Annotated in this window: 24 protein-coding genes and 5 pseudogenes; 14 read left to right on the top strand and 15 right to left on the bottom strand. The window is 61.8% G+C overall.

What is annotated here, in order from left to right; translation table 11 throughout:
• Positions 1–102: 102 nt before the first annotated feature.
• Both HK436_RS29025 and HK436_RS29020 read right to left on the bottom strand, forming a co-directional pair.
• Positions 103–819, bottom strand: coding sequence for a tyrosine-type recombinase/integrase (locus tag HK436_RS29025; protein WP_244649539.1), 717 nt, complete (start codon positions 817–819; stop codon positions 103–105).
• A gap of 124 nt (positions 820–943) precedes the next feature.
• A pseudogene (locus HK436_RS29020) lies at positions 944–1315 on the bottom strand (tyrosine-type recombinase/integrase); the annotation flags it as partial.
• 210 nt (positions 1316–1525) lie between these two features.
• Between HK436_RS29020 and HK436_RS29015 the strand changes: the two are divergent.
• From HK436_RS29015 to HK436_RS28980, 9 genes are all read left to right on the top strand, one after another.
• A complete protein-coding gene (locus tag HK436_RS29015; protein WP_173195067.1) occupies positions 1526–2287 on the top strand; it encodes a type 1 periplasmic-binding domain-containing protein in 762 nt (253 codons plus the stop codon).
• Complete coding sequence (locus HK436_RS29010) at positions 2265–2552, top strand: type 1 periplasmic-binding domain-containing protein (RefSeq protein ID WP_173195066.1); 288 nt, start codon at positions 2265–2267, stop codon at positions 2550–2552. Before HK436_RS29015 ends, HK436_RS29010 begins: the two co-directional genes overlap by 23 nt.
• 72 nt (positions 2553–2624) lie before the next feature.
• Positions 2625–4139 (top strand): sugar ABC transporter ATP-binding protein, encoded by a 1515-nt coding sequence (locus HK436_RS29005; RefSeq protein WP_173195065.1) that lies wholly within the window; start codon positions 2625–2627, stop codon positions 4137–4139.
• Between the two features lie 15 nt (positions 4140–4154).
• Positions 4155–5162 carry an ABC transporter permease gene (locus tag HK436_RS29000; RefSeq protein ID WP_173195064.1) on the top strand — a complete coding sequence of 336 codons (1008 nt, stop codon included), beginning with the start codon at positions 4155–4157 and terminating at the stop codon, positions 5160–5162.
• A complete protein-coding gene (locus tag HK436_RS28995) occupies positions 5155–6159 on the top strand; it encodes an ABC transporter permease (RefSeq protein ID WP_206680655.1) in 1005 nt (334 codons plus the stop codon). The genes HK436_RS29000 and HK436_RS28995 overlap by 8 nt, the downstream gene beginning before the upstream one ends.
• Positions 6160–6529: 370 nt before the next feature.
• Positions 6530–7117 (top strand): autoinducer binding domain-containing protein, encoded by a 588-nt coding sequence (locus tag HK436_RS28990; RefSeq protein WP_173195063.1) that lies wholly within the window; start codon positions 6530–6532, stop codon positions 7115–7117.
• Between the two features lie 29 nt (positions 7118–7146).
• Positions 7147–7278, top strand: coding sequence for a helix-turn-helix domain-containing protein (locus HK436_RS33905; RefSeq protein WP_376769231.1), 132 nt, complete (start codon positions 7147–7149; stop codon positions 7276–7278).
• Between the two features lie 82 nt (positions 7279–7360).
• Positions 7361–8011 (top strand): acyl-homoserine-lactone synthase, encoded by a 651-nt coding sequence (locus HK436_RS28985; RefSeq protein WP_173195062.1) that lies wholly within the window; start codon positions 7361–7363, stop codon positions 8009–8011.
• Between the two features lie 297 nt (positions 8012–8308).
• A complete protein-coding gene (locus HK436_RS28980) occupies positions 8309–8668 on the top strand; it encodes a transcriptional repressor TraM (RefSeq protein ID WP_173195061.1) in 360 nt (119 codons plus the stop codon).
• Here the strand turns inward: HK436_RS28980 and HK436_RS28975 are convergent.
• From HK436_RS28975 to trbB, 12 genes and pseudogenes are all read right to left on the bottom strand, one after another.
• Positions 8660–9364, bottom strand: coding sequence for an autoinducer binding domain-containing protein (locus tag HK436_RS28975; RefSeq protein WP_173195060.1), 705 nt, complete (start codon positions 9362–9364; stop codon positions 8660–8662). The genes HK436_RS28980 and HK436_RS28975 overlap by 9 nt on opposite strands.
• Positions 9365–9444: 80 nt before the next feature.
• Positions 9445–10742 (bottom strand): annotated as a pseudogene (gene trbI / locus HK436_RS28970) (IncP-type conjugal transfer protein TrbI).
• Positions 10739–11206, bottom strand: a complete 468-nt coding sequence (gene trbH, locus HK436_RS28965) for a conjugal transfer protein TrbH (RefSeq protein ID WP_173195059.1) — start codon at positions 11204–11206, stop codon at positions 10739–10741. Before trbH ends, trbI begins: the two are co-directional and overlap by 4 nt.
• Positions 11207–11210: 4 nt before the next feature.
• Positions 11211–12038 carry a P-type conjugative transfer protein TrbG gene (gene trbG, locus HK436_RS28960; protein WP_173195058.1) on the bottom strand — a complete coding sequence of 276 codons (828 nt, stop codon included), beginning with the start codon at positions 12036–12038 and terminating at the stop codon, positions 11211–11213.
• A gap of 19 nt (positions 12039–12057) precedes the next feature.
• A complete protein-coding gene (locus HK436_RS28955) occupies positions 12058–12720 on the bottom strand; it encodes a conjugal transfer protein TrbF (RefSeq protein WP_173195057.1) in 663 nt (220 codons plus the stop codon).
• An 8-nt stretch (positions 12721–12728) separates the two neighbouring features.
• Positions 12729–13895, bottom strand: coding sequence for a P-type conjugative transfer protein TrbL (gene trbL / locus HK436_RS28950; protein WP_173195056.1), 1167 nt, complete (start codon positions 13893–13895; stop codon positions 12729–12731).
• Complete coding sequence (locus HK436_RS28945) at positions 13876–14085, bottom strand: TrbJ/VirB5 family protein (protein WP_173195055.1); 210 nt, start codon at positions 14083–14085, stop codon at positions 13876–13878. The genes trbL and HK436_RS28945 overlap by 20 nt, the downstream gene beginning before the upstream one ends.
• A 2-nt stretch (positions 14086–14087) precedes the next feature.
• On the bottom strand, positions 14088–14888 hold the full coding sequence (gene trbJ, locus HK436_RS28940; protein ID WP_173195054.1) for a P-type conjugative transfer protein TrbJ: 801 nt from the start codon (positions 14886–14888) through the stop codon (positions 14088–14090).
• A complete protein-coding gene (locus HK436_RS28935) occupies positions 14860–17310 on the bottom strand; it encodes a conjugal transfer protein TrbE (RefSeq protein ID WP_173195053.1) in 2451 nt (816 codons plus the stop codon). The genes trbJ and HK436_RS28935 overlap by 29 nt, the downstream gene beginning before the upstream one ends.
• Before the next feature lie 7 nt (positions 17311–17317).
• Complete coding sequence (locus HK436_RS28930; protein WP_173195052.1) at positions 17318–17617, bottom strand: conjugal transfer protein TrbD; 300 nt, start codon at positions 17615–17617, stop codon at positions 17318–17320.
• Between the two features lie 193 nt (positions 17618–17810).
• A pseudogene (locus tag HK436_RS28925) lies at positions 17811–18143 on the bottom strand (TrbC/VirB2 family protein); the annotation flags it as partial.
• Positions 18133–19104 carry a P-type conjugative transfer ATPase TrbB gene (gene trbB / locus HK436_RS28920; RefSeq protein ID WP_312860800.1) on the bottom strand — a complete coding sequence of 324 codons (972 nt, stop codon included), beginning with the start codon at positions 19102–19104 and terminating at the stop codon, positions 18133–18135. The gene trbB and the pseudogene HK436_RS28925, both read right to left, overlap by 11 nt.
• A gap of 474 nt (positions 19105–19578) precedes the next feature.
• Here trbB and repA point away from each other — a divergent pair.
• From repA to HK436_RS28900, 5 genes and pseudogenes are all read left to right on the top strand, one after another.
• Positions 19579–20791 (top strand): annotated as a pseudogene (gene repA, locus HK436_RS28915) (plasmid partitioning protein RepA).
• Positions 20792–20815: 24 nt separating this feature from the next.
• Positions 20816–21841, top strand: coding sequence for a plasmid partitioning protein RepB (gene repB / locus HK436_RS28910; protein ID WP_173195050.1), 1026 nt, complete (start codon positions 20816–20818; stop codon positions 21839–21841).
• A gap of 354 nt (positions 21842–22195) precedes the next feature.
• On the top strand, positions 22196–22801 hold the full coding sequence (locus tag HK436_RS32095) for a helix-turn-helix domain-containing protein (RefSeq protein WP_244649538.1): 606 nt from the start codon (positions 22196–22198) through the stop codon (positions 22799–22801).
• A gap of 113 nt (positions 22802–22914) precedes the next feature.
• Entirely contained in the window at positions 22915–23694 is a 780-nt protein-coding gene (repC, locus tag HK436_RS32090; RefSeq protein WP_312860809.1) for a replication initiation protein RepC, read from the top strand.
• Between the two features lie 85 nt (positions 23695–23779).
• Complete coding sequence (locus HK436_RS28900; RefSeq protein ID WP_173195049.1) at positions 23780–24385, top strand: hypothetical protein; 606 nt, start codon at positions 23780–23782, stop codon at positions 24383–24385.
• Positions 24386–24402: 17 nt separating this feature from the next.
• Here the strand turns inward: HK436_RS28900 and HK436_RS28895 are convergent.
• Positions 24403–25333 (bottom strand): annotated as a pseudogene (locus HK436_RS28895) (recombinase family protein).
• Positions 25334–25370 lie beyond the last annotated feature (37 nt).

Genomic DNA, 25370 nt, shown 5'->3' with positions numbered 1-25370 from the left:
ACGTCAGCCCAAGCAGCAGCCAGCGCGCCGCTCTACGCCGTGACGGCACTCGTCGCGATCCTCACGGACCGCGAAACCCGGTAGTTCGAGGTGTCCAGTTGATCAGGGCCTGGACGGCGAAACGGTGGCGGAGATCGTGAATCCGCGGACCGTTGCGCTGCCCCCCTTCTGCCGCAGTCCGATCTGTCGCGACAGCTTCCAGAACACGCGGTGCACGTATTGGTGCAGCAATCTCCCGCCCTGCTCGGCGACAAAGAAATAGGGGCTGCGCGGCGTGCCGAGATGCGCGTCGCGGCGCGCGGCATAGTCCGACAGCACGGCGACCGTCGTGGCATGGAGCGGCACCAGTCGCGACTTACCGAACTTTGTCTCGCGAATGGTGAGAATGCCCTGGCCGAGATCGACGTCATCCCGGCGCAGGTCGAGCGCTTCGGAATGGCGCAGCCCGGCCACCGCTATCAATCCGAACAAGCAATGATATGTCCAGCGGCGCAGGGCCTTGGCCGGCGGCAGCGTCAGTGCCGCCGCCAGAAGCGCCGAGATCTCGGCATCGCTATAGATGTAGGGCTTTGCCCGCCGCGGCGCCGGCACGGCGTCTTGAGGTGGCACTTCCGTCATGGGGTCGAAATGAGCGAGGTGCTGAGCAAAGCAGCGCACATCGGTCAGGCGGATGGACCAGCTCGGTTGCCGGCCGATCGACGTCACGCACTCCATCGCCAGCGCTGCGGTGATGGTCTCGGCGCCTCGAGTTTCCATGAAGGTGACGAAATCCGACAACCGTCCGGCGGGTCCGTGATACTTGTATCCCAGCGCTGTCATGAGACGGCTCCTTGGTGCAAGGCCTCGCCGGCCGCCGCGCGATCTGCCTCATCAGGATCGGTGTCGCCTGCAGGTACCAATAGGTGTCGGTGACGTGGGCATGACCGAGGTAGGTGCTGAGGGCAACGATATGGAGGCCGACGGCATCGCGGTCGTGCCGGCACTGCTCCAGGGAGCGTAGGGCGAAGGTGTGCCGTAGACCATGAATACAGGGGCCCGGTTGGCCGAGGTCTCCTCGCAGGCCAATCGAGCGCGCGAGCTGGAGAAAGTTGGCGATCACGGTACTGTAGGCTGGCGATGCGCCCGCGGCGGAAAAGAATAGCGCGTTGCTCAAGGTGCCGAGCCGGCGACTTGCAATCAAATACCGGTCCAAAGCGTCCCATATCGTGCCGTGGAGCGGTAGCAAGCGGCTCTTGTGGAACTTGGTCTGTCGGATGATCAGGCCATCGGCGGTCAGGTCATCGAGCTGAAGCGAGAGGGCTTCGGAATTGCGCATGCCGGTGGCGGCAATCAAGCCGAACAAGGTCTCGTACATTAACGGCCGGATCGAACCTGCCGGCTTTATGCGGAGCACATCAAAAACTCGTGCGACTACAATCCCTAGCAATTGACACATTGCGTCCTGCATTGTACGCAATCCTTGGATGCATCGTTGGAGGAGGCATCCTCGTCAACTAAAGTATGGGAGGTTTACGTGAGGGCAGGGTTGATCGCTGGCACGCTGGTGTGCCTGAGCTGCAGTGCGTCGTTCGCCGCCGATTGGTGGCCGGCAAAGGTCTACAATGAAGTCGACGGCGCTCAGGCCGCTTTTGACTACATCCCACTCACCAAGGCGGAAAAGAAATGGCACCTGTGCGTGCTGTTTCCGCATGTAAAGGACAGCATGTGGGTGGCTGCTGCCTACGGTGTCGTCGAGGAAGCCAAACGCCTTGGCGTAAAGCTGACGCTTTTGCAGGCGGGGGGTACGAGAATCTTCCAAGGCAAATATCGCAGTTCGATGACTGCGTTGCTGCTAGGACCGATGCGATCGTCACCGGCGCCATCTCCGAAGCCGGCATGGCGAAAAAAATTCGAGGAGGGATTGTCGAAGAACATCCCCCAGATCATGCTTATCAACCCGGTTGCTGACGCCAAGGTGACAGCCAAGGTCTCAGTCGACTACCCGACGCTCGGCCGTTTGGCGGGTGAATACATTCTTTCCAACCATACTGGGTCGGAGATCGAGGTCGCGGCTTTCCCGGGGCCTCAAGGCTCCGGTTGGGCGGAAGGCTTCAATCAGGGATTTGAGGAAGCGCTTTCCGGATCCAGCGCCAAGATCGTGGATACGAAATGGGGCGATACGGGCGTTGCCGTCCAGTTGAGACTTGTCGAAGACTCGCTCCAGACCTATCCCGACGTCTCTGTTTTGTGGGGCGCCCCCGGCTATCGAGGCGGCCGTCGGCGCCGTGGTCGATGCGGGGCTGGATAACAAGGTCGAACTCGTTTCGTCCTATGAAAACCAGGCAATGTACGACCTGTTGCGCTCCGGCGACGTCAAGGCTTTTCCGACGCTCGCGCCTGTGCTTGAGGCCCGCATCGCGATCGATACGGCCGTCCGCGTTCTTGAGAGCAAGGAATTTACGGAAGCCGTAATGATCGTTCCCGAAATGCTTTCGGTGGAGACGGTCGACGAGGTCAATCTCGACAACATTTTCGCACCAAGAGATTGGCAGCCAGTCTACACGGTCGACTGACAAGCCACAGCCGCAGCAAACCTGGGTTTCAGTTTTGGCGCGCCACGGGTTGGCGAAAGGACTTAGCATTTCATGCAGTTGCTCAATCTTCAAGGCGTCACCAAACGCTTTCAAGGTGTCACTGCTCTCAATAGTGTGGACTTCGACCTCGAGAGCGGCGAAGTCCACGTACTATTCGGAGAGAATGGCGCCGGAAAATCAACTTTGATCAATCTGATTGCCGGCACCTTTCCGCCGGACGAGGGCCAGTGTTTCCTTGAGGAGCACGAGATCGGCCGATTGTCCCCGGCGCAGTCGCGCGACGCTGGGATCGGTGTGGTTTTCCAAGAGTTCAGCCTGGTGCCACAAATGACCGTTATAGAGAACCTGTTTCTCGGCCGCGAACACAAATCGTCCCTAGGGAGGCTCGACCATAGGCGGATGAAACGAGAGGGCCAACTCGCGCTGTCGAACTTCGGCTTCAATGTCGATATTGGCAAGCGAGTGGGCGACCTTTCCCGAGCTCAGCAACAGATGGTCGAGATCACCAAAGCGTTGCTGTTCCAGCCAAAGATTCTCATTCTCGATGAGCCGACGGCCTCGCTGACGGAGGCGGAAGCATCCAACCTCTTCCGATTGATTGGTGAACTGAAGGCCAAGGGAGTCGGAATTATCTATGTCTCCCATCGCATGAAGGAGATCAGGGCTTTGGCGGACCGGGTGACGGTTCTGAGAGATGGGCGTTTGGTGGCCACCGTTCCGGCCACGACCGTTTCCGATGACGATCTGGTGACGCTGATGACAGGTCGTCAGCTCGACAGGCTCTTTCCAGAAATCCCATGCAAGCGCGGCGATGTTCGCCTTTCAGTATCCGACCTCGCTCTCACCGGGGCCGCTGTGAAAAAGGCGACTCTGGAAGTGCGCGCCGGTGAAATCGTCGGCCTCGGGGGTCTCATCGGTAGCGGACAATCCGAGTTTGTGCGCGCGATCTTCGGTTTGGAGCCCATCTCCGGAGGAACCATTGTAGTCGACGGCAAGCAGGTTACAAATCCGACTCCCAGGACGATGCTCGAACGCGACATAACTTACTTTCCCGCCGACAGAGTAGCCGAAGGGCTGGCGTTGACCCGACGAGTGAGAGAAAACGTTCTGTTCTCAGCACTCTGGTTACAACGCTTCACGCGTTACGGACTACTGAACCTCGGTGAGGAAAAATCAGCGGCCCGGAATGTTTCCGAACGACTCAAGCTACGGCCCAACAACATAGAGTACGTTGTCGAGAACCTCTCAGGCGGAAATCGGCAGAAGGTGCTGCTCGCGCGCGGTTTGGTACGGCCGACAAGCATTTTCCTGTTTGACGAGCCAACTGTCGGAATCGACGTCAATGCAAAGTTCGAGATCTATGAGTTGATGCGCGAACTGGTTGAGGAAGGATGCGCGGTTGTACTTGTTTCATCCGACCTTCAGGAGTTGCTGCATATGTCCCATCGACTTCTGATCTTCAACAAAGGCCGTATCACGGCAGAACTCACAGGCGACGACATCAACGAAGAGAAGGCGCTCAAGTGCTTTTTTGCCGAAGATGTCCTTGAACGCCCGGCAGCCTAGGAAAAGGTACGGTGAATGCGTGAAGGTGTCTTACAGCCAGCGGCATATTCAAGACTATTACAGGTCTCAATCGCCACAAGTATCGTTCCTCTTCTCCTTCTTGTGCTCGCAGTCGGCCTGTCGATAGCCGAGCCACGTTTTTTTTCCGAAACAAACATCGCGAACATACTTCGAAACGCAAGCTACCTCGCCATCATAAGCTCCGGGCAAATGCTCGTCATGATTCTCGGCGGGATAGACCTTTCCGTGGGCGTGGTCGTCGCCTTGAGCAGTGTGACCACTTCAATCGTGATGAGCCGATTGAGCGCTCTATGGCCCGATCATGCAACGCTGACGATCCTAATCTCCTGTGTGATCGCTCTTGGTCTCTCTACTTCGATTGGTCTGATCAACGGGCTACTGGTTGCGTACACCAAAGCCAGTGCCTTTATGATCACGTTGGGCACGTTGACCGTCGTAGGTGGCATTGCCTTTTACATCACGTCCGGAATTCCAATCTACGGCATGCCGGAGGGATTTACACGAGAGTTCGGCAGGGCATCCTTACTCGGGCTATCCTACCCTACCTATATCGCCGCAGCGTTAATTCTGGCGATCGCATTGGCCCAGAGGCATCTTAACATCGGCAGGCATCTGTACGCGGTAGGAGGGCACGGCCCCGCCGCCCGCGCATCGGGATTGCCGGTAAAGAAACTCACCATTATGGCATACACGCTTTGTTCTGCGTTGGCTGGTCTCGTGGGAATCCTCCTCACGGCCAGAATCGGCTCCGGTCAGGCGAATCTTGGTTCCGAGTTCATGTTGCAGAGCATTGGGGCAGCTGTGCTTGCCGGGGTCTCGCTGCGGGGTGGTATTGGCCGCGCTGAAATGGTGGCAGTGAGCAGTATCTTTCTCACGGTCGTTGCAAACGGAATGAACCTGCTCCGAATAGACAGCAAGTTGCAGACGATCGTGTTCGGCGTCCTCCTTCTCTTCGCCATTCTGATGGACCGTCGCAATCGTGGAGGCCCGAGCTATGACTGATACGAACGCGTCAGCGCAAATGATCCGGACGAGTTTCACTGGAAACCTTCCCAACGTCTTGCTGCCCATCGCCATTGTCGCGCTCTTCCTCTTTTTCGGAGCACTGGAACCGAATGTCCGGACTTGGGGCAACCTCTCCAATCTGGCCATCCAGGCAAGCTACCTAACGGTGTTTGCTCTCGCGCAGACCTTCGTGGTCATCGTACGCGGCTTCGACCTTTCGCTCGGCACGACTGTCTCCCTGATAAGTGTCGCCGCAAGCATGGCCATGGTATGGGTGGGCGGCGCAACCGGATCGGATGTGGTCGCTCTCGTGGCATGCATAGCAACGGGCATAGCGATCGGCCTGCTCGTAGGTCTGGTGAACGGCTTTTTCGTCGCGCGATGGCAGTTAAACCCCTTCATCGTGACCTTGGCCACGCTCAATATCTGCATGGGGTTTGCAACGACGATCTCGGGCGGGTTCCAGATTTTCAACGTGCCGAGCATACTCAATGACGTCTTTTACAGGGCGTCATTCCTCGGCATTCCCGCCCCCGTCATAGCTTGTATAGTTCTCCTCGTTGCCGCCCATTTAGTTCTGACGAGATTTCGCCTCGGTCGCGCGCTATTCTTGATTGGAAGCAATCCGCGCGCGGCTGTCGTCGCTGGAATCCCCGTGAGGAAATACACGGTACTCGCCTATGTTCTATGCTCCGGTATCGTCGCTTTGGGGGCACTCTTGCTTACCGCACGGACCGGATCTGGAGAGCCGAACCTCGGTGGAAATCTTATGCTTGAAAGCATCGCAGCTGCCGTGATGGGCGGAGCATCGTTGCGCGGCGGCAAGGGCAACATAGCTGCACCAATTTTCGGCGCCCTGGTGATTACCGTCCTTTCGAACGGAATGAACCTCGTTCGCATTGACGGGTATATTCAACAGATCATCCTTGGACTGGTAATCACGGCAACCGTAGCCCTCCAGGCACGCGCCGAGAACAGAAGGTCAGCGAAGTAGACTACCCCGCCCCCTGTGCCTCGTTGAGTAGCAGGGCATGCACTCGTAGACGTGCCAGTGAGCCGGGTTCCGTTCAGTGTATGTGCGATCGAAAGCTCGCTTTGCACAACGCGTCTCCTTCAAACTGATCTAAACGGTGCGACCTGGGCGATGCTGCAGTCGAGTAGATCTCGCTGACACAACGCGAATGGGATGGAGGTTCATGCAGGCTCTTGTATTCACCTGAATGGATATGCAAGTACCCACACAGATGCGCTCGTCGCTCCCAGCCCGAGTTCGAAGTGTCTCGTGCACTTCGCTCGCCAAGGACCCTCTCTTCCTCTGTGCTTAAATGTGCAGTCAGTTGGCTGTATGCCACGTTGATGGAGTCGTGAAGGAGCAGGGTAACAAGATGTCCGGCGATTGGTTGATCGAGGTACTTTCGGAGATTGAAGAGTCGAATCATTCTCTTGATTTCACATCGCTATTTGAGAGATTGATCGACGTGTACGGACTAAGAACAGTTGCTTATCTCGGCACCGGCATTTCGACTGATCGACCAGACGAACCCTATTTTATAACGACCTACACCGATGAATGGGTCGCTCACTACAAGTCGCAAGGATATGTCGAAGTTGACCCAGTGATTCAACTTGGCATGCGGCGCATATTGCCTATCGATTGGAAGGACTTCGCTCCGCTTAACGGTGAGGTACGCAATTTGTTCGTTGAAGCTGCCGCGTTTGGCCTTGGCCGTCAGGGTCTCTCAATCCCTGTTCACGGGCGACACGGCGACCGCGCGCTATTCTCAATTACGAGTGACGTGAGCGATCAAGAATGGAGCGACGCGCGACGACGCTTCATGCGCGATTTTCAGGTGCTGGCAATAAATATTCATGCGATGGCACTTCGCCTCCACGGTGGCTGGGACAACAAAACGAACCTGTCCCCCGTGAGCGAGAATGCTTACGCTGGATAGCTGAAGGTAAGACTGCATGGGAGTGTTCAGTGATACTTGGACTCTCGGTGAGCACTGTCCGGTGCTATCTCGAGAGCGCCCGGCATAAGCTTGCAGCAACCAGCAACACCCATGCGGTCGCCAAAGCTATCAAGGCTGACCTGCTTTCCACCATCCCGTAAATCCGGCCAAATGGCCGGATTTCTGCGCTTCATCGCGTCCCCTACCCCTCTCGTGTTGTCAATCCAACGCGAGGAAAACGCGATGATCAGAATAATCGAAGGTGTCGACCGGGAGCTGCATCCGGAACTCATGGACGAAATGTTCCGCATGCGGGCGGCAGTCTTTGCCGGCAGGCTAGGGTGGGACGTCACCGTTAAGGATGGAAGGGAAGCCGACCGTTTCGATGCCGAGGACCCGCTCTATCTCTTCTCGCTCAACGAGGAGACCGAGGAGATGCAAGGCGCGGTGCGCCTTCTCCCAACGACCGGCCCCTATATGCTCCGCGACGTGTTTTCCCTCCTGGTCCCGGACGGGGCGCCGGAAAGCCCCCTCATCTGGGAAAGCTCCCGTTTCGCTGTCAATCCGAGCATCCTGACCTCCGGCGAGCGCGCCGAGGCCAACCACATCGTCAATCGCACTACGATCGAACTTCTTTGCGGAATCGTCGAGGTGTGCCAGAAAGCTGGTGTCGAACACATCGTTTCCGTGTTCGACGCCCGCATGGCCCGCATCTTCCGCAGCGCGGACTGCCCCTTCGATATCATCGGCACGCCGACGCGAATCGGCAAGACGATGACCTATGCCGGGCTGTTTGACATGACGAACGACATGCGGAGGCGCCTCGGCAGCGTCGGGGGCCTGCCGTATGCGGTGCTCGCGACGCATCGGTCGCAGCCGACCGGCACGGCCTAAAGTTCTTTGCGATGGCTTGCCGGCGGCTCCGCTGGTCTTCGGCAAAACGATAGAATATAAGATGCCCCGAGGCGGTACGCGCCGCCTTGGGGCGTGGAAAACCCCACCTTAGCGGTTTGGTGTCGGCCGGTTCGGCACCAAAGATCCTCTGACCGACGGCCGGGGGCCTGCGACGTATGTCCAGGTGCTCCGCGCTAAAGGTCGTAGGGGCCGTCTAAGGCGGTTTTTCCAACCCCGGCTTGGGGTCGAGATCTTATCGTTCGCGGGGGCGCACCGCGACCAAGCCGCGGGTTTTTCATGAGCGGGTGTCAATCGGACAGGCATCAAGCGGTCGCGCCGTCGGCGCGACGATCCATTTCGAGCCTTCTTGATGGCGTTCCTGAGAGCGAGCTCGAGCAACTGGCGATCGAAGTCATTCTGCAAAACCGACGTCATCTTCAGCACGCGCAGGACCTTTTCGAACGACTCGAGGCGCACGGTCCAGACGCGGACGACAACGGGGAGCTTCAACAGCTCCGACACAACTACCACCTGGCGCTCATCACGCTGAATGGCCATCATGAAGTTGTCAGCGCAGTAGTTGGAGCGCTCGGCCATGTCCCCGATGTGCCGGCGGATGACGCTGACGACAATACAGCCGCCTCTACCCTAAATTAGCCCAAGCCGGATCGCGATCGAGGCGGCCTGGCGCGTGTTCGACGCTCCCAGCTTTTGTGTCGCCTCATCGAGATATGACCGTACCGACCGATAGGCGATCCCGAGCATCAAGGCGATGTCCGGCATCGATGTGCCCTCCGCGAACCAGCGCAGGCATTCCGCCTCGCGGGGCGACAGCCGGATACCGGAGGCCAATGACGTGCCGCCTGTCGATTGCCCCAGCCGTGAATGCACGAACGCGACGGACACGGCGGCCGTCACCGGGTTGATATCGTCGCCCCGGTCGGACGTTGCTCGGCCGGTCGCGAGCGTAAACACCATGCGCTCGGTGAAGCCCACAGGAATCGAGATCGAAATCCCGGACCTGATGCCGAACCGTTCGGCATCGGCATAGAACTTCAGCACGTCCCTACGCCCGCTTCGCCTCGCTTCGACCGCCGACCAGGCAAAGATCGGCGGTCCATGCTTGGCCCGTGTGACAACGGGGTCGACGCGAATGTACTCGCGCTCGATATAGAGTTCCTGCCATTCCTTCGGGTAGCTCGACACCGCGAAACTCTCCGGACCGCGCAGATAGAGATAGGCGAAGAAGTCGAACCCTGTATCCTCGGCAAAATCGCGCAGCGCACGCCGAACCGCCCGTTCGTCGAGCGGAAGCGATAGCCTGTCGATGAGATGCAGAAGATGAGAATTCAACTGTTGGCCAATCCAGAAACACTTCGCGTGGCAGTCGTTTTTCCTTCCGCATGGTAAGGCAAACAGGGTGAGGGTCATGCTTATCGGTACGAACCCGGGAACACGATGTCCTGGTCGACCAGGACGTTGAAGCGGTAGCCGGGCCGGATTTCGAGGGTGGGCTGGACGTTGAGATTTCGGGACACGGTCTGCTCGGAGATCTGCCCGAAGGTTTCGGCGAACGAGCGCCGCGCCGCATCCTCGGCGCTGTTGGCGGTGCCGAAGGCGTTGCGGTCCTGCGGGAGCATCATTTCGGTGCCTGCGCCAATCAGCGCCACAAGGATCGCCGAGCCGAAGGTGCGCAAATAGTGGTTGTCGACCCGGTCGGAGAACCCGCCATAGCCGGCCGCATCCGTGCCGGCCATGCCGCCGATCTGCAATGTCGATCCATTCGGCATGATGATGTCGGTCCAGATAACCAGCACCCGGTTCTGTCCGAAGGTGACCTTGGAATCGTAACGCCCGAAGAGCTTCGATCCCTGCGGGATGAGAAGGTGCCGCCCCGTAGCGCTATCGTAGACGTTCTGCGAAACTTGCGCGGTGATACGGCCGGGAAGATCGGAGTTGATGCCGGTGATCAGCGTGGCGGGTATGACGCTGCCGCGCTTCAGCTCATAGGGCGACATCTGCGGCACGACAGGATTCGGCAGGTATCCCAGATCGCGGATGTCCTGGTTGAAGAAGCCCTCCTTAGCCCCTTGCGCGTTCGGATCGGCTGCCTGACCGGCGCCAGCCTGCATCGCAGCGGCGTAGAGGTCGAGCGCGCTGGGCGGCCGCGTCGCACCCGGCTCCGTTCCACCCTGACTCTGGCCTGTCGCGGCGCCCGATCCCTGCGCGGAGAAATCGCGCAGGCTGACGACGATTGGGGAATCGAATGCGGCGTCGTTAGCCTGAAGCCGCGCCATGCGCTGCCGGTGGAGTTCGCGCATCGCCTGTTCCTCCTGCTCGCGCTGAAGCCGCGCCCGCCAGTCTTCCTCAGGTTCGAGCGGCCGTGCAGGAGGGGGCACGGCGGCCGGTTCCGGCGGCGCGAAGGGGTTCGGGGCTGGCTCCCTTGGTGCGGTCGGCACGGGCTGGAAGGTCAGCGGCGCCGGCTCGCCGATGATCCCGTCGGGCACCCCCGCGTCAGTTGGTCGGCATGGGTCGAAGCCGGTTGCGATCCCGGCGCAAACCCGGAATCGCGATCTCCGAAGCGCAGCCCTCGCGAGGTGAGGCCGTAGAAGATCACGGCGAGGAACAGGACGACCAGAGCGATCGCTACCATGATCGGCAGGCGATTGAGCCGCCTTATGCGGGGGCCGCTCGATGAATCGGCCACGCCAAGCTTGAGTGCGTCGGTCATGACGTCTGACCCGACCCGCGCTGCATGACCGAGAGCGGGCTGACCGGCGTGGCGCCCTCTGCACCCAGCCGATAGACCCGCGTCAGGTCCACCGCCAGCGTCGACAGGCGCACGAGTACGCTGCCTTCGAAGTCGTCGACCACATAGGCGAGCGCCACCGTATTGGTTCCATCCGTCGCCTGGTCGGTGGCGACGGCATAGCCCCAGCCGCGAAGCGAGGCCTCGAGCGCCTGGCCGAAGACCGAGCCATCGGGCTTGAGCTGGATCGTCGTTCTGCCCGGACCGACCTGCTCCGCAAGCCTGCCGACCATGTCGCCGGCGATCGAGGACGCGGCCTCGGGCGTCAACTGCGCCGTAGCGGTGCTCTGAACGAGACCAGCCCCGCCGAGCGTCTGACACCCGGCAAGGAGGACCGCGCACAGGACGATCGCCGCGGCGCGCGCGAGGAGTGACGTGTTCCGCATCGCCCTACCCTCCCCGCCTGATGGTGATTTTCTCCTGGCTACGTCCGACGCCGGAGACGAGGATCGCGTGGTCGATATGGTAGTCGACCACCATCATAGACCCGTTCATACGGTAATTGACGATCCGGTTCTCCCCACCCGAGATCACGAACAGGACCGGCGCGTCCTGCCCGGCGAGTGTCGATGGGAACTGGATGTAGGTCTTCATACCGTCGCTGTAGATCCGCGTCGGCCGCCACCTCGCCGAGCCGCTGACAGAAAAGGCAAAGTTGAGTTGATCGGCCGGAACGCCGGCGCCCGGCACGATGCTCGCCTCGATACGAGCGTTGATCTCGGCAAAGCGCGCGCTGACGTCCTCGGGGTATTCGAACCCCACTCTCGCCATGTACTGGGTCTGATGCGACTTGAGCTGGATGTGGTAGGTCCGCCGTGACGTCGTCACCACCATCGAGGTCACGAGCCCGGCTTCGGCCGGCTTGACGATCAGATGCACGGCCTGCCCGCCCGGTGCGCCCGAGGTTGCAGGTTCGACCTTCCAGCGCACCGTGTCGCCGAGCAACACGTCGCGCACGATCTCTCCCGGCTGCAGCTCGATATCGCACACCTGTAGCGGCGAGCAGACCACCGAAGGCTGCACCTGGCCAAAGAGGAAAATCACCTTCCCGTCCGGGCCGTGCGTGACGATTCCCTGCCCGTGCTGCCATTGGTCGGAAATGCTCGTGCCGCGCGCCTCGGTCGGGCTCAGACCCTGCGCGTGGGCAGGAGCGGTCGCCGCGATTGTTACGAGAAGGCCGGTGCAAAGCGCCACAGCCCGGATCCTGGGTAGACTCATCGTTCAAATCTCCGGGCACTCACAGCTGCGCCGTCCAATCAAAATCTCTGAGGTAAAGCCCGATCGGATTGAGGCGGATCAGCGCCTCGTCCTGGGGCGGCGTCAGCGTAACGGTCGCGACCCCGCGGAAGCGCCGCACGGCCAGCTCCCGGCCCTGCCGGTCCCGCTCGTATTCGGTCCAATCGACCTGAAAGCTCTGGTTCGAGAGCGGTACGATGTTGGTCACCTCGACGGCGACCGTGATGGTGCGCGCGCGCTCGAACGGGGAATTGCCGCGAAACCACGCATTGACCTTTTCGGTGGCCGGATCGGCGGTGCGCAAAAGGGCGTAGGTCCGGTCGATATATTGCTTCTGGACGACCGCATCCGGCGTCACGCTCCTGAAATTGGCGACGAAGGTGCCCAGCGTCGCGCGTACGACGCGGGGGTCCGCATATTCGATCTGCTGGGGGAAGCCGACGCTCACGGCCGTGCCGAGTTGGTCGACCTCGACAATATAGGGGACGAGCTTGACCTGGCTGCTTTGGTAGAGCCCGTACGAGAAGCCGATCACCGCCATCAGCATGCCGGTGACGCCGACGATACGCCACGACACGGCGGCCTTGACATAGGAGCCGTAGCGCTCGTTCCATTCCTGGCGTGCGGCGAGATACGGGTTCTCTGGCGGGCTCTTTGCGGCCATTGCTCACCTCACGCCTTGTCGACTGCTGATTTCTTGGGGGTCGGCCGGCCGGCGCTCTGGTCGAGCTTGGAATTGGCGAGGCCCAGTGTCGAAGCGCCCCATACGCCGGGCACGCCGATCGCCTTGTCGCGCGCGGCCGATGCCAAAGCCCCGCCGGTCGCTGTCGCTCCTGTCGTCATGCCCTTGAGCGCCGCGGCGCCGAACGAGCTGCCTTCGGCCCGAGCGGCGGAATAGGCAGAGGCCCCTGCCCGCGCCCCGCCCCAGGCGAGCGCCGCGCCGCCGGCCGCCATGCTGGCGGCCTGCCCGCCATGCCTGATGGTCTCCATGCCGCCGGTGACCGAGACGCCCTGCACGACGCCCTGGACGATGTTGGGGACGTACATGGCGATCACGAACACCACCACGGAGATCCCGGCGATGGCGAGCGTCGACAGATAGTCGTTCGTGGCGCCGGAATCGTTGGCGAGGTTGATGAGCACCTCGGACCCGATGCGCGCGATCATGACGAGCGCCATCAGCTTCATGCCGACCGAGAAGGCGTAGACGAGATAGCGGACCGCGAAATCCTTGGTGAAGGAGCTGCCGCCAAGGCCGAGCATGATCATGCCGGCGAGAAGGCCAACGTACATTTCAACCATTACGGATACGAAGATCGCGGCCACGAGGCTGAAGGCGATAACGACCACGATCATCGAGAACACCGCAGCGATCGCCAATGCGTTGTCCTCGAAGAGGCCGAACTGCGCCCGTTCCGACATCGAACTCGCCACCTGTAGGCCGGCATTGAACACGTTCGCCGGCGATGCCGAGCCGCCGCCGGCCCCGATCTGGAACAGGCTGTCGACCATCGCCCGCGCGAAATCGGGTCCCTGCTCGAGGATGAAGACGAACAGCCCGATGAACATGATCCGCCGCACCAGCTCGGCGAACCAGGTGTCGAGCGAGGCGGCGGCGAGCGCCAGCCAGACGGCCGCGATGCCGATCTCTATTCCGGCAAGGATCCAGAACACGGCGCGGGCCGCCGCCATGACGGTGGTTTCCCACCCCTGCGCGGCGGTCGCCACCTCGTTCTCGAGGTTGGTCAGCAGTGTACCGTCCTGCGCGAAGGCTGGCTCGAGGAGGAGCAGGACGCCGAAGAACCCGGCGATCGCGAGCCTAGTTTTCGGTGGCCTCATCGCCCTGCCCCTCCCCGTCACCCCAGCGCGGCCGCATCTCCTGTCCGCCTGTGGTGTCGAACTGCCTCGGACCGTCCAAGGACTCGCCTGCCCGTTCGGCTTGACGTCCGCCGTCGGCCGCAAACCAGATCGAGATCCCGATCCAGACGAGCGCGGTGCAAGCCAAGACGACGACAGCGATCCTGATCATGCTCACCACCGCGGCTGCATCATCTGGCCGCCGGAGGTGGACGGCGCGTTGGCGTTGAAGAACTCCTCCCGGCGCGTCTGCGCAAGGTCGCGGTTCGCCTGCTCCGACTGGAACCATGTCGCCATCATCGTCATCTGCTGGGAGACAAGCCCGCGCAGCTTCTGGGTCTGCGCCACCTGTTGCTCGGCAATCTTGTGGCCGACCTGCAGCGCCTGCATCTGACCGACCGAGGATTCCGACATCGAGCGCAGCTGCGACATCGTCGATTCCTCGCTGCCGAACTGCTCGGCCGTGAGGCCGGCCGCCCGCAGGGTCGACGCGATCGTCTCGCGATTGGTGTCCGACCAGGTCCGATAGCTCGAGGAAAAGTCCTGGCCGTTCGCCAGCCCGGTCTCGAACTCGGCGAAACTCTGGAACCGCTGCTTCAGGACATCGTCGATGTTGCCCATCGCGAAGGCGATGCCCTCGCCCTGGTTGACGAGACTCTGGAGCCTTGCGAGGTCACCCTCGACCTGGCTCCAGATGTGGCGGGGTAGCTGCAAGGTGTTCTGCAGCATATTTTCGTAGATGCGGATCTGGTTCTGGATCTGCTCGGCGAGCTGGGTGATCTGGGTGAGCTGATTCTGGATCTGCTCGGCCGATTGCGCCGAGAGCCCGATGAGCTCGGCATTGTTGAGCAGTTGCGTCCACTCGGTGGCGTTGCCGGTCACGGCGCCGGCATAGGCCGGTCCAGGGGCGACGACGCCCACGCTCACCACCGACGCGACGGCGATCCTAATCACGCGCAAGAATGGCTTCGGCATTGCCGATCCTCCTCTCGGTCAGCCAGGCCGCCGGCCAATCCGGGCCGTGTTCCTGGTGAAGCTGCTGGATGCGTTTGAGGTCGTCCTTGCCGGACGCGCCGGCAAAGGCGAGCGCGACCGGACCGAGCGCCATGTCGAAGAGGCGGCGCCCCTCGGGGCTTGCAACATAGTATTCGCGCTTGGGCGCGGCTGTGGCGACGATCTCGACCTGTCTCTCGTTGAACCCGATGCGCTCGTAGAACTCTCTGGTCCCCGGCTCGCGTGCCGCGCCGTTCGGGAGACAAATCTTGGTCGGGCACGATTCCTTGAGCACATCGATGATGCCCGACCGCTCGGCATCGGAAATCGACTGGGTCGCGAGCAACACCGCGCAATTGGCCTTGCGCAACACCTTGAGCCATTCCCTGATCTTGTCCCTGAAGGTCGGATGCCCGAGCATCACCCAGGCTTCGTCGAGAACGATGAGACTCGGTGCGCCGGTCAGGCGCTTCTCGATCCGGCGGAACAGGTAAAGCAGCACGGGGACGAGATTTCTCTCGCCCATGTTCATAATCTCCTCGACCTCGAAGGTCTGGAACCGGCCCAGCGACAGCCCGTCCTCCTCGGCGTCGAGCAGCGTGCCCATCGGCCCGTCGACCGTGTAGTGAAGCAACGCGTCCTTGATCTCGCGCATCTGCACCCCGCTCACGAAGTCCGAGAGCGAACGGCCGCGCGCCGACGCCATCAACGCGACTTGGCGCGAAATCGCGTTGCGATGGTCGGGGGTGATCTTCACCCCCTGCATCGTCACCAGCGTCTCGATCCACTCGGACGCCCATGCGCGGTCCGAATCCGTCGAAAGATCGGCGAGCGGGCAAAAGGAGAGCGCGGCGGCCCCCTCCCCTGCCCCGATCTCATAGTGCTCTCCACCGGCGGCCAGCGTCAGAGGGAGCATCGACCGTCCCTTGTCGAATGCGAACACCTGGGCGGCGAAATAGCGGAAGAACTGCGCGACGATCAGCGCCAGCAGCGTCGACTTACCCGAACCTGTGGGGCCGAACACCAGCGTGTGTCCGACGTCGTCGACGTGCAGGTTCAGCCGGAAAGGTGTCGAGCCGCTGGCGACCTGCATCAGCGGCGGCGAGCCGAGCGGATAGAACGGGCATGGCGCCGTCGCGCTGCCCGACCAGACCGAATTGAGCGGTATGAGATCGGCCAGATTGCGCGTGTTGATCAGCGGTTCGCGGACATTGGTGTAAGAGACGCCCGGCAGGCTGCCGAGCCAGGCCTCGGTCGCGTTGAGCGTCTCGATGCGCGCCCCGAAGCCTTCGGCCTGGACGAGCCGCCTCACGGCCTCGGCCTGGTCGCGCAGGCGCGCTTCGTCGGTGTCGAACATTACGATCACCGGCGTGTAGTAGCCATAGGCGACAAGTTGCGATGATGCCTCGGCGATCGCGTCCTCGGTTTCCGCCACCATCATCATGGCGTCCTGGTCGACGGAGCGAGACTGCGTCTGAAAGAGCTGGTCGAAGAACGGCCTGACCTTCTGCTGCCACTTCTTCCGCGTGCGCTCGAGCTTCTGGCGGGCTTCCTGTTCGTCAAGGAAAATGAACCTGCTCGACCAGCGATAGGTCAGCGGCATCAGATCGAGGCTGTTGAGGATGCCCGGCCAGCTCTCGGCTGGGTAACCGTCGATCGCGACGACCGCCAGATATCGGCCGTCGACCACCGGCGAGAGCCCATGATGGAACTCGGCCGTGGCGAGCCAATCCAGGTACATCGGGATGGCGGGAAGCCGCACCGGATGGCTCTCACCGACGATGCAGAAGCGGATGAACTGGAACAGCTCATCATATTGCACCGGCCGGCCGGTCTCGGGGTCCACGACTGTGCGCGTCACCATCCGCCGGATCGAGAGCACATTGGCGAGATACTGCTCGAACTCCCGGATCGACGTGCGGAAGGCGTCGAGCACGATATCGGCATAGGTCTCCGAGCGGCTCTCGCTGTCGGAATAGACATAGCGCGCCAGCCCGGCGCGCCGCCGCTCCGGAGGGCGGTAGGTCAGGATGACCGCGTGCTGGCTCTCGTAATGCCCGCGCTCCGCCTCGAAATGGGCGCGCCGCTCATCGTCGATCGCCCGCGTCACCGCTTCGGGGAAATGGCAATCCTGGCGCGCGGGATAGGCGACCGTCGGAACCCGGACCGCCTCAACCTGAATCATCCACCCCGAGCCGAGCCGCGCGAGGATCGTGTTGATCTGGCGAACGACTTCGTTGCGCTCGAGATTGGTCGAGCTCTCCGAGTCCGGCCCCGCGAAGTACCAACCCGCCAGCAGGCTGCCGTCCTTCAATAGGATCACCCCATCATCGACGAGGCCCGCATAGGGCAGCAGGTCGGAGAACGACGGGTGGGTGCTGCGGAATTGGCGAAGCGCAACCATAGCCGGCTCAATACCTCCGCCACGGGGTCGAGGTCGGGCGGTAGCTTGGTCTGTAGGCGATATGCCGGACGTAGACCTGACGCATCATCGGGTCCGCCTTGGCCATCATGCGCAGCGTCGCGACCACAGCGATCCAGATGGCGATGCCCAGCAGGGTCGAGAACCAGGTCAGGATGACAAAGATCAGGATCGCCGCGGCGAGTCCGGTCAGCAGCACCAGCTCCCGGTCCGCCCCCATCAAATGGTTCGGGCGCGAAAGCGCCCGATGGATGCGGGATCGGGCGAGCGGAACGCCTGGCTCAGCCATGGCCGCCCTCCCCTGCCCCGATCCTCCTTACGATCCGGGTGTGTCTCATCGAGGGACCCGGCGTTGCAAACGAGCCGACGATCTGCGCTACGCTCACGAGGATACCGGCCACGAGGAGCGCGCAAATCAGGTGACGGGCAAGATCGAAGAGTCCAGCGTCGAAGACGAGCAGCCCGCTGCTATTCTCGACAATCTCCACATGGCCGATAGAGGCACCGGACGCTCCAAACAGGCCCACGATCTGCGTTGCGCCCAGCAGGATCCCGGCGACGAGGACCACATACATCAGCCTCCTGGCGAAATCATTCAGCTCGCCCCCAAAGATCAACATGCCGCCGGCGATCGCCACGGCCGCCAATGCGATGAAACCGGCGACCGGGCCGGTGATGGACTGTTGAATCTGCTGCAACGGCCCTTCCCACGGCAAGCCTCCGCCGCCCCCGGCAAGCGCGGGCGTCGCGATCGTGACGCAGACGAGGGCTGCAAGAACCCAAGGGGAAACCGGATGGCGGGTCCTATGCAGCATGGCTGTCCTCATCGATTTGGGGATAGTGGTTGGTGTCGTAGCGGGAGCCATTGAAGCCCTCGACATGCATGACATCGCGGACCTGCCGGCCCTTCCCGGAACGCTCGATCGAGACGACGAGGTCGACGGCTTCCCCGATGACCTCGCGCATGGGCTGCTGGCTCACCTCTGCGGTGAGTTGTTCGAGACGGCGCAGCGCTGAAATGACGTTGTTGGCGTGAAGTGTCGTGACGCCACCGGGATGGCCCGTGTTCCAAGCCTTGAGCAGCGTAAGCGCCGCACCGTCGCGGACCTCACCAACGATGATCCGGTCGGGCCGGAGCCGCATCGTGCTCTTCAGAAGCCGCGCCATGTCGACCGCGTCGCTCGTATGGAGCGCAACTGCGTTCTCGGCCGCGCATTGGATTTCGGACGTATCCTCGAGGATCACTAGGCGGTCCTCGGGTGCTTGCGCGACGATCTCCGCGATCACCGCATTGGCGAGCGTTGTTTTGCCCGATCCTGTCCCTCCGCAGATCACGATGTTCATCCGCGAGGTGATGGCGTTGCGCAGCGCTGCCGCCTGCGCCCTGGTCATGATCTTTGCCCGCACATAGTCGTCGAGCGGGATGAGCCGGGAGGCGCGCCGGCGAATAGTGAAGGTCGGTGCGGCGACGACGGGCGGCAGCAGGCCCTCGAATCGGTGCCCACCAATCGGTAGCTCTCCCGAGATGATCGGCTGGTCGGCATCGGCCTCGGTCTGGAGCGCATGCGCGACGCTGCCAATGATGATCTCGGCGGCGCCGGGTTCGAGCGCGCCGATGTTGGCGATCCCCTCCCCCAGGCGCTCGACGAACAGCTTGCCGTCCGGGTTCAGCATGATCTCGACGACGGATAGGTCCTCGAGCGCGGCGCAGATCGCAGCCCCAAGAGCGTCGCGGAGCTTGCGCACGAGGCGCTGGTGGGAATTGGAGGGGATCACCGGGCGCACCCTGCCGTTGCACAGCTGCTCAAATCCGCGCAGTCGCGCGGCGCGCACCGGCGTCGACGGTGTCCCAATGTCATCTTGATGTTCCGCGTGCTCGACCATAGGGCAAAAGCATCACGGAACGCTGCTCGCCGTCAGCCCGGCAGAATTGCCGGGGAAGGGCAAGTGAGTCGCATTCTGGTGCAGGATAAGTGAGTTACGCCTTCAACCGGGCGGACACCGACAGTATAGATCCGGCAAATATGCCGAGGTTGTTGGGCGTTGCTCTTATTCCGGCGAGGGCAGCTAACGACTTGGAAACATGAGCAAAATAGGAGTTCTGCGATTACGCGGCGTTGGTTGCTCTGCAGTCGCGTTCAGAACTCGTTAACCTCTTTTCACTGGACGGCTAGGTAGAATCGTGGCCTACGTTGGCGGGCTGAAGCCGACAAAATGCCTTCAGCCCGCCAACGAGGGCGACCGGCGCTGATGAACGAAACTGTAGTCACATCCATTGGGCAAAGCGATGCGGGCGATCGCATTCGGCGCCATGCCGATATTCTGTCTGCCCAGCTTCAAAACATGCGGGCCAGCATGTATCCGCCCGAGGCGAAGAAGAAGCTGCGGACATTTCTCACCCACGAGGTTTCAAAGCTCAGCTCTATACCTGAGTCGACGCTGAAGCTTCTATCGAAAGAGGGCCGCGGCCCTGTTCCCGATCGACAGGAAAACAATCATCGAGTCTACACGCTCGCCCAGATCAACGAGCTGCGTGCCATGATGGCTGAGCAGCGACCAAGCGAAGTGCTTCGCTATCTTCCCCATCGGCGACCAGGCGAACATCTCCAGATTCTGGCGATTGCCAATTTTAAGGGCGGTAGTGCTAAGACAACGACGGCTTTGCACCTGACCCACTACCTTGCGCTGCAGGGCTATCGGGTGCTCGCGGTTGACCTTGATCCGCAGGCCTCTCTCTCGGCAATGTTCGGCGCGCAGCCGGAGATCGACATTGGTCCAAATGAGACTATCAATGCGGCGCTTCGCTATGACGAGCATCGCCGGCCGATCCGGGAGGTGATCCGGAAGACGTACTTTGACGGCGTCGACCTCATTCCCGGCAACCTCGAAGTTATGGAGTACGAGCACGATACTCCGCGGATGCTAGCGACACGACAGTCCGGAGCCGGTGGCGTGTTCTTCGAGCGTCTGCGAAACGTGCTCCTGGAGGTCGAGGGCGAGTACGATATCGTTGTGCTCGATACCCCCCTTCCCTCGGTTATCTCACGCTCGGCGCGATCTATGCAGCCACCGGCATGATTGTAACCGTCCATCCGGCGATGCTCGATGTTGCGTCTATGAGCCAGTTTCTGCTCATGATGAGTGATTTGATCGAAGTCGTCACGCGGGGTGGAGCGACCCTCTCGCAGGACTTCTTCCACTATCTCATTACGCGCCACGATCCCATCGATAAGCCGCAGACCGGAATGGTGACGCTGCTTCGGCACCTTTTTGGCAGTGACGTGCTTGTCCCGACGGCCATTTCGAGCACAGCAATCGAAGCGGCGGGCTTGGCGAAAAAAGCCTGTACGAGGTGGAGCCCGGGGGTATTCGACGCGAGACCTATCGGCGTGCCCGCGACGCCATGGACGAGGTCAACGCCGCGATCCTGGAGCTCGTGACGACGAGTTGGGGGCGACGATGAGCAAGAGCGCGAGGAAGTCGATCGTTGGGAACTTCGACCAGTTCCTTACAGGCGACGTGCCATCGCCGAGCCAGGCAGCCGGGCCAACGGGCACGCCCCGCGCCCCGCGCGTGGGGGGCAGGTGTAATCGGTGCCGCAGACCGTTCAATCTCTCAGATCGTTGAGGAGCGTGACCGCTTGCAGGCCTTGGTTGCCGCTGGCGGAGGCGGTGCCGTTGACCTCGATCCCAATCTTGTCGACCCGTCGCCCTTCGATGATCGGCTCCCCGACGACGACGAGACGAACTACGTGCAATTCAGGGAGAGCATTAGGACGGAACGTCAGAAGGTTCCGATTCAGGTTCGTTCTCATCCTGGTGCTGAGGGCCGCTTCCAGATCGTGTACGGGCGCCGTCGGGTTCGTGCCGCACGCGAGTTGGGCATCGCGGTCAAAGCCTTGATCGTTGAAATGTCTGACCGTGACCTTGCTGTTGCGCAAGGTATCGAGAACGGACAGAGACAGGATCTTACTTGGATCGAACGAGCGCTATTCGCACAGACGATGGACAACGGCGGCATCAGGCCGCGAGACATCCAGGCGGCTCTCGGGATCGATGACGCGGAACTCGCTCGGATGCGGTCGGTCTACCGCACAATCCCGACCGATGTGATCAAGCTGATAGGGCGGGCCCCGAAGGTAGGCCGTCCTCGGTGGACCGCGTTTGCAAAAGCATTTTCCGAACTGCCGGATGGCGCTGTGACCCTCCGGAAAACCCTGTCACCTGACAGGGTTTCAGGGCTTGGATCCGATGAGCGTTTCGCTCGGGCCGTCGCCGCGATCGCGACTGGGGAGACCGACTTGCAGACCGATGAGGTCGCACTCCGTACTGATGACGGCACGCCGCTCGGCAGAGCGATATTCTCGAAGAACGGCATACGCCTGGTTGTCGACAAGCAGCGGTCGGCGGCGTTCGCGACGTTCCTGCGTGCTGAGCTACCGGCGTTGCTCGCGAAATTCGAGGCGGCGGACGAGGAACAAGAACACCAAGCCCGAAAAACCCCTGTCAGCTGACAGGGTCTTTTCTCAGGCTGGGTGCCAGGTGGGGGTTCTCCACCAGAAACCGATGTGCAACGAAACGAGAGGAAAGCGAACAGACGGCAAAAAAAAAGGCCCCCAAGTGGCGAACCACCCGAGAGCCTTGGATTTCTTTTGGCGAAGATACCAATAGGCCCCTCCGAATCACTTGTCAACGCACAAGCACCGCTTGGGTGAACGTTTCGGCTTTGCCTGACGCTTAAATGGCGACGGGATGATGAAACACGACCTGACGACGTCCGGTGGGCGGCGAACGATAACTTGCGTCCAAACGACGGCGGCTGCTTGCCGGTCATTCAGCGTTGAATACGCCGTGAAAGGGAGGCGCACATGACCTCTCTTGGTGCAGGTCTCCGCCGAACGACACCGGACCGGCTCGCCGCGACCGAATTCGCACGCGAGTATCGTAAGCCGGGTGCGCGGAGGATTACGCGGACGGCAGCGCTAAACGCCGCCAAGCGCGCTGCTGCGGCCATGGGCCTTAAGGGTTCGAAGATCGCTCTCATCGACAAGCTCTTTGCTTATACGAAGGTGCGTGACTGGACCGACGAGAACGTGGTGCCGATCGTCTGGCCGTCAAATCGCGCTCTGGCGCACGCACTTGGCGTCGGCGTCTCGACGATGAAGCACCACCTCAACGGCCTGGTTGAGGCAGGCCTGGTCGCCTACAACGATGGCCCGACCTACCAGCGCCGCGGCCGCCGCGACGAGGATGGCAGGATCGTCGAGGCAGCCGGCATCGATCTCTCTCCGATCGCGGTGCGCTTCGCCGAGCTCACGGAAATGGCCGACATGGCCGATTTCGGCGCGCGCGAGTGGACGCGCTACTCAATCGCCGCACCGTGCTGCGCAAGGAGATCCAGGCACTCATCCTCAGTGCCAGGGAGGAAGGCTTCGACGGCCCCTGGGACCATGCGCAGGCGCGCCTCGACGTGATCCGCGAAGCGAGGGCAGGGGACCTTGATGAACTGGCCTCTTGGGTCGCGCAGCTGGAATCAATCCAGGAGGATCTGGAAGCCGCGTACAACAAGGGTTTGAACGACCGAAATATGCATACCGCAGTGTCGAAATTTCGGCCCTTACTAACTACAGCCGAAAAGCCCTATTCTGAAATCAGTAATCAAGCGCGGCCTCGGGCTAACGCCCGAGACTCCAACTCTCAGGCTGCCTCCGGCAGCATGGCTTTTGAAACAAAGCCTGGCGAAGCCGAGAGGTTTGAGCAAGACCGCAAACGCCCCCAGGCAGCACTTGGCGACGATTTGCAGTTCATTTCGCTCCCGTTGGTGCGGAATGCCTGCCCGAACGTGGCTACCTACGCCCCCAACGCCTTCGAGAGTTGGTCGGCGTTGCGCGAGACCGGCCGGGAGCTTTGTGGGGCGGCCGGGATCAACCCACAAGTCTGGCAAGAGGCAATCAGCGTGCTGGGGCCTGACATGGCGATTGCGGCGCTCGCCGTGACGATCCAGAAGCGGGACGATGGCCGGGTCGCAAAGCCGGGCGCTTATCTGCGTACATTGGTGCAGCGCGGCAGGGAAGGGGAACTGCATATCAGCCGGTCGCTGTTCGGCATGGCTCAGGCGGGGTACGCCGCCGAGGGCGGTCTTTCCCCGACGGCCGTCGAGGAGCTTGTGTCGTTCCCTGCACGTGGCTCGATCCACTTCTCCCGCTGGCGCGAGGTCGTGCGCGAGCACGCGCCGAAACCCACGCCCGATCCGGACCTAGTTGCCGAGCGGTTCCGTAGCTGGGCCAAGAGCAGGCAGATCGATCTAACATCTCCGAACATCGAGAGGACCTTTGCAGGGTTCTGCCGGAAGTGGACAATGAATTGATGGTGGACGCCGATTCGATTGATAGCCGGCCCGCCTCCTGGACGGCGTCGGTATGGAGAGCGAATTTGAACTGCGGGAGCGAGCCATGAACGGACAATCATCCCATGTCGGCGCGGCCATTGAGGCCGCTGTCAAGCGGGCGGAGGAACTTCGAACAAGCAGCCTCCGGAAGCTCCGCGTGCGGATCGTTACGGTTTTCGAGGACGGTCGATCGGGCTTGACCATCCACGCCCGAATTGCGTCCCGGACACCGGCGGAATCGCGCGCCCAGGCAGGGCTAGGCGTGCGCTCCATTCCTTGGCTGGACCTGGATCAGCGGGCTCATGAGCTCGTTGGCCTCGTTGAAGATGCGATCGCGGAAGTGACGTTGGCCGTCGACAATGCCCCGCAGTGCTATAGGCTCAGCCATTCTGCGTCCGATCGCGAGTTGCAGCGCTATGAACAGCTTGTCGACGACTTGGGACGGGCCCTCTCGCAGACCGCTCTGAAAGCCGCAAGCAGCGCTTGGGCAGAGGACTTGCCACGAAATCTCACCGATGAAGCGACGATGGCTGCCGCTGTCCGCCTCGCCGCGTTAGCGGCCTACTCCGGAAACATGGGGCGCAGCGACGCGGAGGAGGAACTGGCCTTGGCGATAGGAGGATTGTTGAACAGAACGGACGAAAAGCCCGATCCGCGATCGCTGAATTGATCGCGCGCGACCAAACGCTACGGGGCCGCTTCGACCAGCCTGGCTCTCCGCGCGCGATCCAGCAGGTTCTTGACCGAAGACGGCGACCATTTCGAGCCGCCACGCGGCGTGCGTTCGTGCAGGCGCTCGAGTTGGCCGGCGATGTCGCGAAGCGTTAGCTCGGGATTCGAGGAATGAATTCCAGCGATGAGGGTCATCAACCGGTCCTCTGGCAGGCGAGGAGGCGATTTTCGAACCAGGCTGGCGTCGGCCAGGTGCTCGGAAACCAGCCATTTTGCGGCACGTCGAAGCCGCTCGGGCGTCCAGTCGAGACCGCGCTGTTTCAGAACCCGTGCGATATCGTCCCATGTGTGGTCGGGCCGCATACGGCGCACCGTGGGAAGCCACTGGTTCGCCGTCGCCTGAATCCGCCGGCCATAGGCTGCCTTCTGTGCCTCCGTCAGCTGCGCCAACGCTTCCGGCCAGCGCTGTCGTATGCCCGGATTGCCCGGCAGCTTCCCTTTGGCCTTCGCAGCCCGGATACCCGCCTTGGTGCGTTCGGAGATCAGCGCGCGCTCGAGCTGGGCTACGGCGCCGAGGACCTGCAGCGAGAACATGCCCTGCGGCGTCGTCGTGTCGATCGGATCGCGCAGAGAGCGAAAATGCGCGCCCTTGGCCGCGAGATCTTCTATCACCTCGAGCAAATGGCTGACGGAGCGCGCCAGACGATCGAGCCGCACCACCACCAGCGTGTCGCCGGCGCCAATCTCGCGCAGCAGCTTCAAAAGGGCAGGGCGGGCGCGCGCGCGAGGCGCCGGAGCCGTGCTCCTCGACGATCGCGACGCAGCCGGCCGCGCGCAACTCCATTTCCTGCGCCTCGGTCGCCTGTTCCTCCGTGGAGACGCGCGCGTAGCCGATAAGCCGGCGCTGTGGTCGACGGGAAGCGCGGATTTGGGTGTCAGCGGCCATCTGGAGCGCCTGAGAGAGGGTTTTTGAAGCAGTTTTC

Source organism: Neoaquamicrobium sediminum (assembly GCF_013240295.1).
GTDB lineage: Bacteria > Pseudomonadota > Alphaproteobacteria > Rhizobiales > Rhizobiaceae > Aerobium > Aerobium sediminum.
The sequence above is the reverse complement of the archived record's forward strand: the minus strand, read 5'-3'. Positions and strand labels throughout refer to the sequence as shown.

Bases quoted from the DNA above. Each gene is read 5' to 3' on its own strand.
- trbH (WP_173195059.1), bottom strand. From the start codon at position 11,206: ATGCGGAACACGTCACTCCTCGCGCGCGCCGCGGCGATCGTCCTGTGC.
- HK436_RS28995 (WP_206680655.1), top strand. From the start codon at position 5,155: ATGACTGATACGAACGCGTCAGCGCAAATGATCCGGACGAGTTTCACT.
- HK436_RS28955 (WP_173195057.1), bottom strand. From the start codon at position 12,720: ATGGCCGCAAAGAGCCCGCCAGAGAACCCGTATCTCGCCGCACGCCAG.
- HK436_RS28985 (WP_173195062.1), top strand. From the start codon at position 7,361: ATGATCAGAATAATCGAAGGTGTCGACCGGGAGCTGCATCCGGAACTC.
- HK436_RS28945 (WP_173195055.1), bottom strand. From the start codon at position 14,085: ATGATCAGGATCGCTGTCGTCGTCTTGGCTTGCACCGCGCTCGTCTGG.
- HK436_RS29000 (WP_173195064.1), top strand. From the start codon at position 4,155: ATGCGTGAAGGTGTCTTACAGCCAGCGGCATATTCAAGACTATTACAG.
- HK436_RS28930 (WP_173195052.1), bottom strand. From the start codon at position 17,617: ATGGCTGAGCCAGGCGTTCCGCTCGCCCGATCCCGCATCCATCGGGCG.
- HK436_RS29005 (WP_173195065.1), top strand. From the start codon at position 2,625: ATGCAGTTGCTCAATCTTCAAGGCGTCACCAAACGCTTTCAAGGTGTC.
- repC (WP_312860809.1), top strand. From the start codon at position 22,915: ATGCATACCGCAGTGTCGAAATTTCGGCCCTTACTAACTACAGCCGAA.
- HK436_RS28980 (WP_173195061.1), top strand. From the start codon at position 8,309: ATGAGCGGGTGTCAATCGGACAGGCATCAAGCGGTCGCGCCGTCGGCG.
- HK436_RS28900 (WP_173195049.1), top strand. From the start codon at position 23,780: ATGAACGGACAATCATCCCATGTCGGCGCGGCCATTGAGGCCGCTGTC.
- trbL (WP_173195056.1), bottom strand. From the start codon at position 13,895: ATGAGGCCACCGAAAACTAGGCTCGCGATCGCCGGGTTCTTCGGCGTC.
- HK436_RS32095 (WP_244649538.1), top strand. From the start codon at position 22,196: ATGACCTCTCTTGGTGCAGGTCTCCGCCGAACGACACCGGACCGGCTC.
- HK436_RS29025 (WP_244649539.1), bottom strand. From the start codon at position 819: ATGACAGCGCTGGGATACAAGTATCACGGACCCGCCGGACGGTTGTCG.
- HK436_RS28935 (WP_173195053.1), bottom strand. From the start codon at position 17,310: ATGGTTGCGCTTCGCCAATTCCGCAGCACCCACCCGTCGTTCTCCGAC.
- trbJ (WP_173195054.1), bottom strand. From the start codon at position 14,888: ATGCCGAAGCCATTCTTGCGCGTGATTAGGATCGCCGTCGCGTCGGTG.
- trbG (WP_173195058.1), bottom strand. From the start codon at position 12,038: ATGAGTCTACCCAGGATCCGGGCTGTGGCGCTTTGCACCGGCCTTCTC.